Source organism: Bacillus sp. JZ109 (assembly GCF_053903135.1).
Map to the genome: position 1 here is coordinate 1,080,988 of NZ_CP096388.1, position 14,737 is coordinate 1,095,724.

At 45.8% G+C, this 14,737-nt stretch carries 13 protein-coding genes; 9 read left to right on the plus strand and 4 right to left on the minus strand.

The annotated features are described in order from the left end of the window. The first annotated feature begins 3 nt into the window (after positions 1-3). Together cotS and M1D94_RS05550 are read left to right on the plus strand one after the other, a co-directional pair. Positions 4-1,059, plus strand: a complete 1,056-nt coding sequence (gene cotS, locus M1D94_RS05545; protein ID WP_015714583.1) for a spore coat putative kinase CotS — start codon at positions 4-6, stop codon at positions 1,057-1,059. 1 nt (position 1,060) lies between these two features. After that, positions 1,061-1,492 (plus strand): hypothetical protein, encoded by a 432-nt coding sequence (locus tag M1D94_RS05550; RefSeq protein WP_015714582.1) that lies wholly within the window; start codon positions 1,061-1,063, stop codon positions 1,490-1,492. 73 nt (positions 1,493-1,565) lie between these two features. Here M1D94_RS05550 and M1D94_RS05555 read toward each other — a convergent pair whose 3' ends face one another. From M1D94_RS05555 to M1D94_RS05565, 3 genes are read right to left on the minus strand one after another with little or no spacing between them, the layout of a single operon-like run. Continuing rightward, the gene (locus M1D94_RS05555; protein ID WP_015714581.1) at positions 1,566-2,789 is read right to left on the minus strand and encodes a glycosyltransferase family 4 protein; all 1,224 of its coding nucleotides are present in this window, start codon (positions 2,787-2,789) and stop codon (positions 1,566-1,568) included. A 2-nt stretch (positions 2,790-2,791) separates the two neighbouring features. Then, entirely contained in the window at positions 2,792-3,742 is a 951-nt protein-coding gene (locus M1D94_RS05560; protein WP_456270448.1) for an NAD-dependent epimerase/dehydratase family protein, read from the minus strand. Continuing rightward, a complete protein-coding gene (locus tag M1D94_RS05565) occupies positions 3,739-5,025 on the minus strand; it encodes a UDP-glucose dehydrogenase family protein (RefSeq protein WP_070547675.1) in 1,287 nt (428 codons plus the stop codon). Before M1D94_RS05565 ends, M1D94_RS05560 begins: the two co-directional genes overlap by 4 nt. A 171-nt stretch (positions 5,026-5,196) precedes the next feature. On the opposite strand from M1D94_RS05565, the gene M1D94_RS05570 reads away from it, so the two are divergent. Next, the gene (locus M1D94_RS05570) at positions 5,197-6,015 is read left to right on the plus strand and encodes a UTP--glucose-1-phosphate uridylyltransferase (protein WP_038829931.1); all 819 of its coding nucleotides are present in this window, start codon (positions 5,197-5,199) and stop codon (positions 6,013-6,015) included. A gap of 8 nt (positions 6,016-6,023) precedes the next feature. Here M1D94_RS05570 and M1D94_RS05575 read toward each other — a convergent pair whose 3' ends face one another. Further along, entirely contained in the window at positions 6,024-6,743 is a 720-nt protein-coding gene (locus M1D94_RS05575; RefSeq protein WP_003229046.1) for a yteA family sporulation protein, read from the minus strand. Positions 6,744-7,032: 289 nt separating this feature from the next. On the opposite strand from M1D94_RS05575, the gene M1D94_RS05580 reads away from it, so the two are divergent. The 6 genes from M1D94_RS05580 (at position 7,033) to menC (ending at position 14,512) form a co-directional block, all read left to right on the plus strand. Continuing rightward, entirely contained in the window at positions 7,033-8,448 is a 1,416-nt protein-coding gene (locus M1D94_RS05580) for an isochorismate synthase (RefSeq protein WP_021480367.1), read from the plus strand. Beyond that, a complete protein-coding gene (menD, locus tag M1D94_RS05585) occupies positions 8,445-10,187 on the plus strand; it encodes a 2-succinyl-5-enolpyruvyl-6-hydroxy-3-cyclohexene-1-carboxylic-acid synthase (RefSeq protein WP_456270449.1) in 1,743 nt (580 codons plus the stop codon). The genes M1D94_RS05580 and menD overlap by 4 nt, the downstream gene beginning before the upstream one ends. Beyond that, positions 10,175-10,999, plus strand: coding sequence for a 2-succinyl-6-hydroxy-2,4-cyclohexadiene-1-carboxylate synthase (menH, locus tag M1D94_RS05590; protein ID WP_041851135.1), 825 nt, complete (start codon positions 10,175-10,177; stop codon positions 10,997-10,999). Before menD ends, menH begins: the two co-directional genes overlap by 13 nt. Positions 11,000-11,033: 34 nt before the next feature. Then, the gene (menB, locus tag M1D94_RS05595) at positions 11,034-11,849 is read left to right on the plus strand and encodes a 1,4-dihydroxy-2-naphthoyl-CoA synthase (RefSeq protein WP_003229054.1); all 816 of its coding nucleotides are present in this window, start codon (positions 11,034-11,036) and stop codon (positions 11,847-11,849) included. 90 nt (positions 11,850-11,939) lie between these two features. Then, the gene (locus tag M1D94_RS05600) at positions 11,940-13,400 is read left to right on the plus strand and encodes an o-succinylbenzoate--CoA ligase (protein WP_165634478.1); all 1,461 of its coding nucleotides are present in this window, start codon (positions 11,940-11,942) and stop codon (positions 13,398-13,400) included. After that, the gene (gene menC, locus M1D94_RS05605) at positions 13,397-14,512 is read left to right on the plus strand and encodes an o-succinylbenzoate synthase (RefSeq protein WP_103803288.1); all 1,116 of its coding nucleotides are present in this window, start codon (positions 13,397-13,399) and stop codon (positions 14,510-14,512) included. The genes M1D94_RS05600 and menC overlap by 4 nt, the downstream gene beginning before the upstream one ends. Positions 14,513-14,737: the final 225 nt, after the last annotated feature.

Consider the following 14,737-nt stretch of genomic DNA (forward strand, 5'->3'; position numbering starts at 1 on the left):
AGAGTGTACCAAAAAGAGCATGAAGAACAGATTGTGTCCGAAATTCTCAGCTATTATCCTTTTCATATTGACAATGTGGCGCTGAAATCGAACAAAAGCGGACGCAAAATCTGGGAAGTCGAAACTGATCATGGCCCAAAGCTGCTAAAAGAAGCGCAAATGAAACCGGAGCGGATGCTTTTTATCACTCAGGCACACGCCCATTTACAAGAGAAAGGGCTGCCGATAGCGCCGATTCATCAAACAAAAAATGGCGGGAGCTGCTTGGGCACGGATCAGGTTTCTTACAGCTTATATGACAAAGTGACAGGAAAAGAAATGATTTACTATGATGCAGAGCAAATGAAAAAAGTCATGTCATTTGCCGGCCATTTTCATCATGCCTCAAAAGGATATGTTTGCACAGATGAAAGCAAGAAGAGAAGCAGGCTGGGAAAATGGCACAAATTGTACCGATGGAAGCTGCAGGAACTTGAAGGGAATATGCAGATCGCGGCATCCTATCCTGATGACGTATTTTCGCAAACTTTCTTAAAACATGCTGATAAAATGCTGGCAAGAGGAAAAGAAGCTCTTCAGGCGCTTGATGACTCAGAATACGAAACCTGGACAAAAGAAACGCTCGAGCATGGCGGATTCTGTTTTCAGGATTTTACATTGGCACGTTTGACAGAGATCGAAGGGGAGCCTTTTTTAAAGGAGCTTCACTCGATTACCTACGATTTGCCGTCAAGAGACCTTCGTATTCTGCTGAATAAAGTGATGGTTAAGCTTTCTGTATGGGATACTGATTTCATGGTTGCACTGCTTGCGTCCTACGACGCAGTGTATCCACTCACAGAAAAACAGTACGAGGTACTTTGGATTGATCTCGCGTTTCCGCATTTGTTCTGTGCAATCGGGCACAAATATTATTTGAAGCAAAAGAAAACGTGGTCAGATGAGAAGTATAACTGGGCGCTGCAAAACATGATTTCTGTTGAAGAATCTAAAGATTCGTTTTTGGATAAACTGCCGGAACTGTATAAAAAGATAAAAGCGTATCGGGAGGCGAATTGACATGAGGTCATCGAGACAAAAAGCCTCTATTTCTAAACTGGATCTCGACCAATTCGTATTTACACCGCCTGGACCGATGGGATGGCAGGCTCATGACTCAATCTCAGCTGAGAAGGAAGAAGAGGAGAAGCATTTAGATGTGGGCAGCATTCGAGAGCTCCCTCACATCAATGCACCGAAAGAATATCAAGAAGAAACGAAGGAAAAGGAAACAGATCACAAAATCGTCGATGATGAAGAAGAAACGAAATTCGAAACCATTCTAGAGCCTGAGGAGGAACGTGATTCGAAACGCTCAGTGCCCCCATATGAAGAAGAGGATGAAGATGAAGAACCAGACTTAGCGGAGGAAGCTAGAGTGGAAATCATCATTCTTCCAAGTGAATCTAAACCAGCTCCATGGTTTTCTCAAACCGTAAAGCGCAAGGCATAAAGTCATATTTATGCCTTTTTTCATGTTCTCTGCAGCAAAAAAACAGCCCGTTTTGCAACACGAGCTGTAGGTTTTATGTTTTTGCTTTCACAAAAAGCTGATTGATAGATGATAAATCAAAATTTTGCGTCAGAAAAGGCGGCGGAAATTGTTTGTTTTTCGGAGTGAGAACGGATTGGTAAACAGTATTGAGCCTTTTGGCCGCATGGGTAAAGGTAAATAAAGCTTCTACATGCTGTCGGGCGTTTTTTGTCATTTTGCTCATTAATTCTTGATCTGTAAAGGCTCTGTCAATTGCTTTTGCAAATGAAGAAGGTTTGTTGTATCTGTCGATGACAAGGCCGGTGACTTCGTCTTTTACGACTTCTCCGTTTCCGCCCCGGTTTGTGGTAATTAAGGGCGTGCCGGCCGCCATTGCTTCATAATTCACACGGGCGAGGGGTTCGTTCCACTGAGAGCTGCACACAAATACATCTGCCATCAGAAAAAGGTTTGGGATGTCGTCAGCGGGAATGAATTTTGTAAAAATTATGTGGTCTCTGTATGGCAGCGCCAGCGTACGCAGATAGGTTACATATTGGTTTTCGCTGTCATCGCTGAACCACTTCCCGCCTGCTATGACCAGTACAGCATCAGGGTGCTGCTGCAAAATCCGTCTCATGCTGTGAATGAGAAGGTGAGGTCCTTTTGTCGGGCTTAAGCGGCCGGCGAATAAAATAACTTTTTTATCTTCAATACCGTATTTTTTCCGGTATGTTTTTCTGACAGCCGAGCCTTTCATCGTCCAGACGGGCGGATAAGAGTTTAAATCAACGCCGGAATACACAACTTTTGTGATGTCCTCTGCTTCAGGGAAACGTTCAATGACGGTTTGTTTAATAAATTCGCTCACAGTTGTGATCATGGAGACATTGTCGAGTACTTCTTTTCCTTGCGCGAAGGTCATCTTTTTTTCAGAAAACATTTCGTTATGCAGGCTCAGAACGATCTTGCTGTTTGGTGAGGCTTTTTTATATAAAGAGACATTTAAAGGCCTGTTGAACACATGAATGAGGTCAAAGGAAGAGGCTCGCAGCTCTTCGGCTACCGCCTCGCGGTAATGTTCTTTTGGCAGATGGATATAATGTACGCCGTCTTTTGTTTCTCTTTTTGGAAGCGATGGATCTTCAATTGAAAAAATGGTCAGGTCGTACCTGCTGCTGAAATAGGGCGTGACACCGTCAATCATCATTTGAATAGCGCCGCCGCGTACTGCGGGCGCCGGCAGCTTTTCTGTACAGATAAAGGCAAGCTTCATTTTTATTCCCCCTGATACAGCGACGATAAATAGGCGATTTCGTTGGTCAAGCCATCCTTTAAGGATGTGGCGGGATCATAATGCAAGAGCTGCTTTGCTTTTGAAATATCCGCCCACGTGTTGCTCGGTTCCCCTGCTATTTTGTCCGAAAAGTGCAGTGTTGCTTTTCTACTGGAAATATCCTCAATGAGGGAGACAACCTTTAAGACTGAGGCACGCTCAGCACCGCCGATATTTACTGTTTCACCAATAAGGTGGGGTTTCCCAAGAACAGCGGTGATGCCTTTGACACAGTCGCTGATATAAGTGAAATCTCTTGACTGCTGCCCATCACCGAAGATGGTAAGCGGCTTTTGCTGAAGGTGCTGCTTAATGAGCCGGTGAAAAGCCATATCCGGCCGCTGTCTTGGCCCGTATACGGTAAAAAAACGGAGAATCACAATTGGAATGCCAAAGCTTTGTTGATACACATGGCAAAGCTTTTCTCCCGTAAGCTTTGTTACCCCGTACGGAGATAAAGGAGAAAGCGACGTGTTTTCGCTGACTTTTCCTTGTTTTTCACCATAGACGGAAGAGGTGGATGCAAAGACGAACGTTTGAATAGAATGTTCCCGGCACGCCTCGAGGAGCCTTTGGAGCGCTTGGATATTATGTGCGGCATATGGGTGAAAATGACTGCCCCAGCTTGAGCGGACACCCGGTATGGCCGCCAAATGAAAGATGACGTCCACTCCTTCCAGTAAGGGAGCAAGATCCGCTGTCAGCAGATTTTCCTTTATGAACGTAAATCGCTTTTCCGGCAGCAGGTTTTTAAGGTTTTTTAATTTCAAGGAAAATGGAGTAGGACCGATAAAGTCATCGATTCCGATAACGTTATGTTTCTTATCTTTTAGTAATTCTTCGCAGAGGTGGGAGCCGATAAAGCCCGCTGCTCCTGTGACGAGTATTTTCATGGACGGCCAACTCCCGTACAGATCAGGCCGCAAGCCTCGATCAGTTCTTTTTTTAATACGTTGCGTCCGTCAATCACAAGACGCCCTTTCATGATGCCTGCAGCCTTTTTCCAATCAAACGCTAAAAACTCGGGCCATTCTGTCGCCAAAAATAAAAAGTCGCTTTCTTCGATCGCATCAAAAGCTTGAGAATGCTGAGTTACATGCTGCCGCAAATGTTCTGGAAGTACAGCTTCAGGATCATATGCATGAACATCACATCCCAGCTCCGCCAGCCTTTCCATCAGTCTGACAGCCTGAGAATTCCTGATGTCATCGGTATTCGGTTTGAAGGAAATGCCGAGTACAGCCGCTTTCTTGCCTTGAAGTGTTTCGAAGAATGACTGTATTTTTTTGATATACAGGCCGAGCTGGGTGTCATTAATGTGCTGCACGGCTTGGAGCAGGAAGGTCTCCGTGTTTTTTTTCTGGGCAGCAAATTGCAGCGCCTGCAGATCCTTTGGAAAACAAGAGCCTCCGTATCCGATGCCTGCCTGCAAAAAGTGCTCCCCGATCCTTGGGTCTAGACCGATAGCGCGGGAAATATCTGAGATATCTGATTGATAGGCTTCACATATGCGGGCCATTTCGTTAATGAACGAAATTTTGGCTGCTAAAAAGAAATTGTTGGCATATTTGATCAGCTCCGCTCCCGCTAAGCTTGTAACGATAAAAGGGGTATCAATGTGTTTGTAAATGGATTTGACGATGGCTGCCGATACGTGATCTTCTTCCTGAACACCGATGACTGTTTTGTCAGGATGCAGCATGTCATATAAGGCATTGCCTTCCCGCAGAAACTCAGGATTGGATACGATATTAAAGAGGTTTTTAGACACTCCGGAGGCAATCAGCTGTTTTGCTATGTTTTCATTTGTCCCGGGCGGAACAGTGCTTTTCGTAATGATGGTTTTATACGATCGGATTGCCTCTCTTAAATCACCGATGACGGACTGCAGGGCTTTCGTATCAGCTGATCCGTCCGAACGCGGCGGGGTTCCGACTGCGATAAAAATAACGGGACATTCCTCCATGCTCGATTTCACTTCAGAAGAAAACGAGAGATTGCCGCAACGAAGTATTGCATCTGAAAGCCCAGGCTCGTAAAAGGGAATGACTCCTTTTTTCAGCTGCCCGATTTTTTTGACGTCTTTGTCTGTGCATATCATGTCATGTCCGATGGATGCCAGTGCCGCTGATAGGGTTAAACCGACATACCCGGCGCCAACCACACAAATTTTCATCACCTGAGCTCCTTTACAAGATTACTGGTCATATATCAATATCCTATTAAAAAAGGGCTGGTTCGTGATTCCGCTTTCTGCCCAGTTGCTTCCGCCTAATTTCAGATGTACAAACATCGGGATGCGCTCTTGGAATATCATGTAATAAACATGAGCTGAGGGGAAAATAACATGATAAAAAAAGCGATCATTCCTGCAGGCGGATTCGGCACGAGAAATCTGCCGGTGACGAAGGTGATTCCGAAAGAAATGTTTCCGGTAGGATCTAAGCCTGTGATTCATTATCTTGTTGAAGAATTAAAGGAGTCAGGCATTGAGGACATTTTGATGGTTGTATCGAGCCATAAAAATCTGATTGTCGACTATTTTGATTCCTCTTTGGCACTTGAGGCTTTTTTGGCCTCTAAGAATAAACTGCATTTGCTTAGTGAGCATCCCATTCCGGATATACGGATTCACTATGTGCGGCAGCCTTATGCAAAGGGTCTTGGCGACGCCATTTCTTTCGGAAAGCAATTTGCAGGCGGAGAGCCTTTTGCCGTCGTTTTGCCTGATGATCTGATTTTTTCCGCCAATCAGCCGGCTTTGGGGCAGCTGATTGAAGTGTATACGAAATATCAGTCCAGTGTGATCGGCTTAAAAGAAACAAAAACGGAGGATTTACATCATTACGGTGTGATAAGGGGGGAGTCTGTTGAAAAAGGGCTTTATCGCATACAGGATATTGTGGAAAAACCTAAACAAAACCCTCCGTCTCATTTTGCCGCAGCAGGGCGTTATATTTTCACACCGGATATTTTTAATGAGCTGGAGGCATTAGAAGCTGATAGCGGAGGAGAAGTGCAGGTAACGGATGCGATAAAAGCTTCGCTCGGGGCATGTACCGTATACGGGAAATTGCTAGAGGGCGAGCGGTATGACATCGGCCTGCAAAAGGATTATCTGAAGCTGATTTACGATATGCTGAAAACGGAAAAGAACCCCCAATAATCGGGGGTTCAATCAGCGTGGAGATCGCCGAATGTGGTCATGATTCCCTCTTCGTCAAGTTCTTCTTCATAGCGCTCATGGGCTCTGCTTTGATAAACGGTAATTTCTTTTCCAGTGATATCTGTAGCGATGAAATTTTCGTAAGACTCCGTATTGCCGATATTCTCTTCGGCATTCATCGTCATATCATCATAGCTGAGCGGAGGGTTTTCCATATCCTGCGGCGTTTGTGAGTTCCCATATTTTTCGACATCCTGATAGGAATCCTCACTGTCATATGGCGCTCTGATTTCTTCATCATCATCAAATTCAAATTGCCCGAATGGTGTTTCTTCTTCAATCGGACGGTCTTTGGAAACCACGTCCTGTGAAGAATACTCCGCGAGGGTTGTGGCAGTCGGAAGCGCTTCAAGTCGTTCGAAAGGGATTTCCTTTCCGCTGACTTCACAAATGCCATACGTACCGTTTTCTATCGCCTTCAATGAATGCTCAATGTCCCGAAGGTGCTCTCGCTCATGCAAGTCTAGAGCGATGTCTTTCTCACGCTCGTAAAGTTCTGTCGCCTGATCGCCGGGATGGTTGTCGTATGCCGAAAGCTCACCCCACGAATCATAAGGAAATGCTGAGTTAAGCTGAAAATGATCATTGTCTTTGAAACGGTTTAAGATATCTTTTTTCGTTTGTTCCAGTTCATTTTTTAAATGCTGAAGCTGTTCTTTCGTAAGCAATGTGATCGCCTCGTTTCTCTGTGATGCATACCTTTAGTATGAACAGATCGCCTGAGAACTTTCATAAATGGCGGGTGGAGGAATATAGGAGGTTTTCCTTTTATGGTAAGCGGATACAACCTTTGCTATCAGTGTAGAAAGAAATTTAAGCTTTGTTTCTTTTTCATTTCTGAAATTAGGTTTATAATAGGTAAGGCAGGCCATTTGGACTGCATGATCTGTGTTTGACACAAAGGAGACACAGGTGTATGGTATTAAAAGCATTTTAAGGATTATGGAGGAATGTCTCATGGTGACAACGGTGCAGCGTACGTTCCGAAAGGAAGTTCTACATGCATTACATAAAGCCAAAGAAGTCAACCATGCTGTCTTAATAAGCTATTCGAGACAAATCGAGTCTCTTGACCCTCTATCATTTTTCAATTACGGAGCAAAAAAATATACAGGCAATCGATTTTTTTGGTCAGATCCTGAAAGTGAATTGACAATAGTCGGTCTTGGCAAAGAAGCGGTTTTCCAGACAAATCAAAAAAACAGCGAGCGGTATCGTGAGGTTTTTGAACAATGGGAGCGCTTTAAAAAGACGGCTTTTCATATTTATGAAGAAGAAAAGCTGCAGCATTCTGCAGTGGGACCTGTGTTATTCGGAGGATTTTCTTTTGACCCTTGCGAAGAAAGAGGTTCACAATGGGACCATTTCTCGGAAGGGGATTTCTTTGTGCCTGCGCTTATGCTGACGATGACTGCTGAAGGCCCGTTCTTAACAGTTAACAGATGGGTAAGCGGAGGAGAAGACGCAGAAGCTGTTTTAGAAGGCTTAAAAGCTTTTGCGGCGGAATTTATGGTTCCCGATTTCAAGCAAGAAGATCAGGCTGTGATTGCAGCAGCCGAAGAGCTGGATAAGGATAATTGGCTGAAAGCAATCGAAACAGCTACAAGCCAAATTAAAGAGAAACAATATGATAAGGTTGTTCTTGCCCGAGAGCTGCTGCTCACGTTTGACGGTCCAATCCAAATTGAACCGGTGCTTAAAACCCTTCTGGACGATCAGCAGACAAGCTATGTTTTTGCAATTGAACAAGAAGGCAAAACCTTTGTCGGCGCGTCTCCGGAAAGACTGATTAAAAGAGACGGCGGCACTGTCATGTCTTCCTGTCTGGCAGGCTCCATTAAACGAGGCGTGAATGAAGAAGACGACCGCCGGATAGGCCTTGAATTATTAAACGATGAGAAAAACCTGCTTGAGCATGATATTGTGGTAGGTATGATTCATAATGCTTTTGTATCAAGCTGTTCAGAGGTTGAAAAGCCTGATGGACCTGTTTTGTACAAAACAAAAAGCGTTCAGCACCTGTTTACGCCGATTGTCGGACAGCTGCGCGAGTCAGCATCGATTTTTGACTTAATTGAGAAGCTGCATCCCACTCCGGCGCTTGGGGGAGCACCTCAGGAAAAAGCTGTTGACGTGATCAGGGAGATTGAACCGATGTCCCGCGGCTGGTATGCGGCCCCTATCGGCTGGATTGACAGCCAGGATAACGGGGAATTCGCGGTAGCCATTCGTTCAGGGCTCATCGAAGGAAGCACAGCAAGGCTGTTTGCCGGGTGCGGTATTGTGGAAGACTCGGAACCAATCTCGGAATATGAAGAAACACAGATTAAATTGAAGCCGATGATCTCTGCATTAGGAGGTGAGAGGCGTTGACTGTCAACCCGATTACTCATTACATCGGAAGTTTTATTGATGAATTCGCCCTTTCCGGAATTACGGACGCCGTCGTTTGTCCCGGCTCAAGATCCACTCCGCTGGCTATTCTTGCTGCCGCGCACCCCGATATTAGCGTCCATGTCCAAATTGATGAAAGATCGGCTGGGTTTTTTGCACTAGGATTGGCAAAAGCGAAGCAGCGTCCCGTACTATTGATCTGCACATCAGGAACAGCCGCGGCCAATTTTTATCCGGCTGTGGTTGAAGCCCATTATTCAAGGGTGCCAATTATTGTGTTAACTGCTGATCGGCCTCATGAGCTGCGCGAAGTAGGCGCACCGCAGGCTATTAATCAGCACTTCTTATTCGGTAACTTTGTTAAGTTTTTCACAGACTCTGCTCTTCCTGAAGAGTCTCCGCAAATGCTGAGATACATCCGAACGCTGGCAAGCCGCGCTGCCGGAGAAACACAAAAGCGCCCAATGGGGCCTGTCCATGTGAATGTGCCGCTGCGCGAACCGCTGATGCCGGATCTTTCAGATGAGCCGTTTGGAAGAATGAGAACAGGGCGTCATGTGTCTGTGAAAACGGGTACGCAGTCTGTTGACCGCGAGTCCCTGTCTGATGTGGCTGAGATGCTCGCAGAGGCTGAAAAAGGAATGATCGTCTGCGGAGAGCTCCATAGTGATGCGGACAAGGAAAACATTATTGCGCTTTCAAAAGCGCTTCAGTATCCAATTTTAGCGGATCCGCTGTCTAATCTGCGGAATGGTGTTCATGATAAAAGCACTGTTATTGATGCGTATGATTCGTTTTTAAAAGATGATGAGCTGAAGCGGAAACTTCGTCCTGATGTTGTCATTCGGTTTGGGCCGATGCCTGTTTCAAAACCGGTTTTCTTATGGCTTAAGGATGATCCGGCGATTCAGCAAATCGTGATTGACGAGGATGGAGGGTGGAGAGACCCGACACAGGCAAGCGCGCATATGATTCATTGTAATGCGTCTGTTTTTGCTGAGGAGATCATGGCAGGCCTTACTGCTGCCACCAGATCCTCAGAGTGGCTGGAAAAGTGGCAGTTTGTCAATGGGCGGTTCCGCGAGCATCTGCAAACAATCAGCAGTGAAGATGTTTCGTTTGAAGGTAATCTCTATCGAATCCTTCAGCATCTTGTGCCTGAAAACAGCTCGCTGTTTGTGGGAAACAGCATGCCGATCAGGGATGTTGATACGTTTTTTGAAAAGCAGGACCGCCCTTTCCGGATTTATTCAAACCGGGGAGCAAACGGGATAGACGGTGTCGTCTCCTCTGCCATGGGGGTATGTGAAGGAACAAAAGCGCCTGTTACCCTTGTGATTGGAGATTTATCTTTTTATCACGATTTAAACGGCCTGCTGGCGGCCAAAAAGCTGGGTATTCCTCTTACTGTGATTCTTGTCAATAATGACGGAGGAGGGATTTTCTCCTTTTTGCCGCAGGCTTCTGAGAAGACACACTTTGAAGATTTGTTCGGCACACCGACAGGGCTCGATTTCAAGCATGCGGCTGCACTTTACGGCGGAACGTATTCATGCCCGGCTTCTTGGGATGAATTCAAAACAGCTTACGCGCCGCAGGCAGACAAGCCCGGACTCCATTTGATTGAAATCAAAACGGATCGCCAATCAAGAGTCCAGCTTCATCGCGATATGCTGAATGAGGCTGTGCGGGAAGTGAAAAAACAATGGGAACTGTAAACATAACGGTATCAGATGGTGTCCGATATGCAGTGGCAGACGAGGGACCGAATGCTTCCGAAGCCATCGTCTGTCTGCACGGGTTTACCGGCAGCAAACAATCATGGACTTTTCTTGATGAAATGCTGCCTGATTCCCGTTTGATCAAAATTGATTGTTTAGGGCATGGGGAAACCGATGCCCCGCTGAATGGGAAAAGATACAGCACAAGCCGGCAAGTTTCTGACCTTGCCGAGATTTTTGATCAATTAAAACTTCACAAAGTGAAATTGATTGGGTATTCTATGGGAGGAAGGCTTGCTTACTCTTTTGCGATGACATATCCCGAGCGGGTATCGGCACTTGTGCTTGAAAGCACGACGCCGGGGCTCAAAACACTTGGGGAACGGCGGGAACGAATCATGCGGGACCGGAAGCTTGCTGATTTTATTTTACGAGACGGGCTCAAAGCGTTTGTTGCGTATTGGGAGAATATCCCTTTGTTTTCATCTCAGCAGAGGCTGGCTGAAGATATTCGGCACAGGATACGATCGGGCCGTCTGCGGAACAATAAGATTGGGCTTGCGAACAGTTTAACCGGCATGGGCACCGGTTCACAGCCTTCCTTGTGGAGCCGTGTAGAGGAAATAGATGTTCCTGTGCTTCTTATCTGCGGGGAGTGGGACGAAAAATTTTGCGCCATCAATCAAGAGGTGCATAAGATGCTTCCTTCTAGTAGAATAGAGATTGTTCCAAAAGCAGGACATACAGTCCATGTGGAACAGCCGCGATTGTTTGGTAAAATAGTGAGTGAGTTTTTGACAAGCATCTGACTCATTCACATAGAGAATAAAAGGAGGTCATCATATGGCTGAATGGAAAACAAAACGGACATACGATGAGATATTGTATGAAACGTATAATGGCATTGCAAAAATAACAATCAACCGACCTGAGGTACATAATGCGTTTACCCCTAAAACGGTTGCTGAAATGATTGATGCGTTTGCTGACGCAAGAGACGACCAAAACGTTGGGGTTATCGTGCTTGCCGGTGCAGGGGACAAGGCATTTTGTTCTGGCGGAGACCAAAAAGTGCGCGGCCACGGTGGATATGTAGGAGACGACCAGATCCCGCGTCTTAACGTATTGGATCTTCAGCGTTTAATCCGCGTCATCCCGAAACCGGTTGTTGCGATGGTGTCCGGATATGCGATCGGCGGAGGCCATGTGCTTCACATCGTATGTGACTTGACAATTGCTGCGGACAACGCAATTTTCGGACAAACAGGCCCTAAAGTGGGAAGCTTCGATGCAGGTTACGGTTCTGGCTACCTGGCTCGAATTGTAGGACATAAAAAAGCACGTGAAATCTGGTACCTATGCCGTCAGTACAACGCACAGGAAGCACTGGACATGGGTCTTGTCAACACAGTCGTTCCTTTGGAACAGCTTGAAGAAGAAACGATTAAATGGTGTGAAGAAATGCTTGAAAAAAGCCCGACCGCACTGCGCTTTCTTAAAGCTGCGTTTAACGCGGACACAGACGGACTTGCTGGAATTCAGCAGTTTGCAGGGGATGCTACCCTTCTTTACTACACAACAGATGAAGCAAAAGAAGGCCGTGATTCCTTTAAGGAAAAACGCAAACCTGATTTCGGACAGTTCCCTCGTTTCCCGTGATCAGCAATACTTAGTAAACCAACAGCTTGAGACTTTGCGGTCCAAGCTGTTTTCTTTTCAATACAGACATTTTACCTCGGAGATGATGACATGCTGACAGAACAGCCCAACTGGCTCATGCAGCGGGCACAGCTGACACCTGAGAGAATCGCTCTCATTTATAGAGACCAAACCGTGACATTTGCAGAATTATTTGCCGCGTCTAAACGAATGGCGGCACAGCTTGCCGCTCATTCGGTTCGGAAAGGGGATACTGCGGCTATTTTGCTCCAAAACCGTGCGGAAATGGTATACGCCGTTCACGCTTGTTTTTTGCTTGGTGTTAAGGCGGTGCTTTTGAATACGAAGCTGTCAACACATGAAAGGCTGTTTCAGCTGGAGGATTCCGGATCCGGCTTTTTACTGACAGATTCAAGCTTTAACAAGAAAGAGTATGAACACATCGTTCAAACGATTGATGTGGATGAATTGATGAAAGAAGCAGCACAGGAAATTGAGATCCAAGCTTATATGCAAATGGATGCAACGGCAACGCTGATGTATACGTCGGGTACGACAGGAAAGCCCAAGGGAGTTCAGCAAACGTTCGGAAACCACTATTTCAGTGCGGTGTCGTCCGCGCTTAATTTGGGTATAACAGAACAAGACCGCTGGCTTATCGCATTGCCGCTCTTTCATATCAGCGGCTTGTCCGCATTATTTAAATCTGTCATCTATGGAATGACTGTCGTGCTTCACCAGCGTTTTTCCGTAAGTGATGTGCTGGATTCTATCAACAGGCATGAAGTGACAATGATATCTGCGGTGCAGACTATGCTGGCCAGTCTTTTGGAAGAAACAAGCCGCTGCCCTGAATCCATCAGATGCATTCTTCTCGGCGGCGGCCCTGCACCGCTGCCATTGCTTGAGGAATGCCGTGAGAAAGGATTCCCTGTCTTTCAGTCATATGGAATGACAGAAACATGCTCGCAAATTGTTACCCTGTCGCCGGAATTCAGTATGGAAAAGCTCGGATCTGCGGGGAAACCGCTGTTTTCGTGTGAAATCAAAATAGAGCGGGACGGACAGGCATGTGAACCGTTTGAACACGGTGAAATCATGGTCAAAGGCCCGAATGTCATGAAAAGCTATTTTAACCGGGAGAGCGCAAACGAAGCTTCCTTTCAAAATGGCTGGCTGAAAACAGGTGATCTTGGTTATTTGGACAGCGAAGGCTTTTTATATGTATTAGACAGACGTTCAGATCTGATCATATCCGGTGGAGAAAACATTTATCCGGCCGAAGTGGAGTCAGTGCTGCTTTCACACCCCGCTGTGGCCGAAGCCGGGGTTTCAGGGGCTGAGGACAAAAAATGGGGGAAAGTGCCTCACGCCTATCTTGTCCTTCACAAGCCTGTGAGCGCAGAAGAATTGACTGACTACTGCAAAGAACGCTTGGCGAAGTATAAAATTCCGGCAAAATTCTTTGTGCTTGACCGCCTGCCGCGCAATGCGTCTAATAAGCTCTTGCGAAATCAGCTGAAGGATGCGCGTAAAGGAGAACTGCTATGATCGAAATAGAAAAAATCACGCTTTACCATTTGAGCATGAACTTAAAGAAACCGTTTAAAAACAGTATCGAAACGCTTCAAGAGCGTAAATTTCTGATCGTGGAAGCCATTGATACAACAGGTGTCACAGGCTGGGGAGAAGTTTCCGCTTTCTCTTCGCCTTGGTACACCGAGGAAACCATTGGAACATGCTTGCATATGCTAAAAGATTTTTTTATCCCAAATGTGGTCGGCCGTGAATTCAATCACCCTTCAGAAGTGCCGGACAGCCTGGCGCGTTATAAAGGAAACCGGATGGCAAAAGCGGGACTTGAATCGGCTGTCTGGGATATCTATGCCAAAAAGAAGGGCGTATCCCTTGCTGAGGCATTGGGCGGAACAAGAGATAAAGTCCCTGCCGGGGTGGTAGTCGGCCTGGCGCCTCTTGATGATATGCTGAAGGAAATTGAGAGCTATCAAAAAGAAGGTTATCAAAGAATAAAAATTAAAATTCAGCCTGGGCAGGATGTGGAATTGGTCAAGGCCATCCGCAGCCGATTCCCAACCATCCCGCTTATGGCCGATGCCAATTCCTCGTACGAATTGAAGGATATCAGCCGTTTAAAGGAGCTTGATGAGTACCATTTAATGATGATTGAGCAGCCCCTTCAATCCGACGACATCGTTGATCACCGCCACCTGCAGAAACATTTGAAAACGGCCATTTGCCTTGATGAGAGCATTTGTTCAGTTGATGATGCGAGACGGGCGATTGAGCTAGGAAGCTGCAAAATTATTAATATAAAACCTTCTCGTGTCGGCGGCTTAACAGAAGCCTTAAAAATTCATGATTTATGCAAAGAGCATCATATGCAGGTTTGGTGCGGCGGAATGCTGGAAACAGGCATATCAAGAGCGCAGAACGTGGCGCTTGCTTCACTGCCTCAATTCACAATACCTGGCGATATATCTTCATCCTCACGATATTGGGATGAAGATATTGTAACCCCTGATATTCGTATTGATAATGGATTTATTTCTGTGTCAAAACAGCCTGGTTTAGGGGTTGAGGTGAATCAAGACATTATGCGAAAATATGTGACCAAAATGGATGTTTTCACACAGCATGGGTAAGAAAAAAGAATTTTGCTATTTTGAATAAATGACACTGTGCTGTTACAGTAAAAGTGTTCGTTGAATACATCCCTTCTCGTTTGGACCGGCTGCTGACCCAGCCGGTTTTTTTATGTAAATCAGCTTGACAAAAATGGTCAAACGCGATAATTTTGCACAAAGGAAACTTTTTGTCCTGTGTAAATAAAACATGCTTTTGGCTAATTTAATGTCACATGTCTAAGA

What these genes read in the sequence shown, in the direction of transcription:
- M1D94_RS05550 (WP_015714582.1), top strand. Translation starts at nt 1,061, where the DNA reads ATGAGGTCATCGAGACAAAAAGCCTCTATTTCTAAACTGGATCTCGAC.
- M1D94_RS05555 (WP_015714581.1), bottom strand. Translation starts at nt 2,789, where the DNA reads ATGAAGCTTGCCTTTATCTGTACAGAAAAGCTGCCGGCGCCCGCAGTA.
- M1D94_RS05560 (WP_456270448.1), bottom strand. Translation starts at nt 3,742, where the DNA reads ATGAAAATACTCGTCACAGGAGCAGCGGGCTTTATCGGCTCCCACCTC.
- M1D94_RS05565 (WP_070547675.1), bottom strand. Translation starts at nt 5,025, where the DNA reads ATGAAAATTTGTGTGGTTGGCGCCGGGTATGTCGGTTTAACCCTATCA.
- M1D94_RS05570 (WP_038829931.1), top strand. Translation starts at nt 5,197, where the DNA reads ATGATAAAAAAAGCGATCATTCCTGCAGGCGGATTCGGCACGAGAAAT.
- M1D94_RS05580 (WP_021480367.1), top strand. Translation starts at nt 7,033, where the DNA reads ATGGTGACAACGGTGCAGCGTACGTTCCGAAAGGAAGTTCTACATGCA.
- menH (WP_041851135.1), top strand. Translation starts at nt 10,175, where the DNA reads ATGGGAACTGTAAACATAACGGTATCAGATGGTGTCCGATATGCAGTG.
- menB (WP_003229054.1), top strand. Translation starts at nt 11,034, where the DNA reads ATGGCTGAATGGAAAACAAAACGGACATACGATGAGATATTGTATGAA.
- M1D94_RS05600 (WP_165634478.1), top strand. Translation starts at nt 11,940, where the DNA reads ATGCTGACAGAACAGCCCAACTGGCTCATGCAGCGGGCACAGCTGACA.
- menC (WP_103803288.1), top strand. Translation starts at nt 13,397, where the DNA reads ATGATCGAAATAGAAAAAATCACGCTTTACCATTTGAGCATGAACTTA.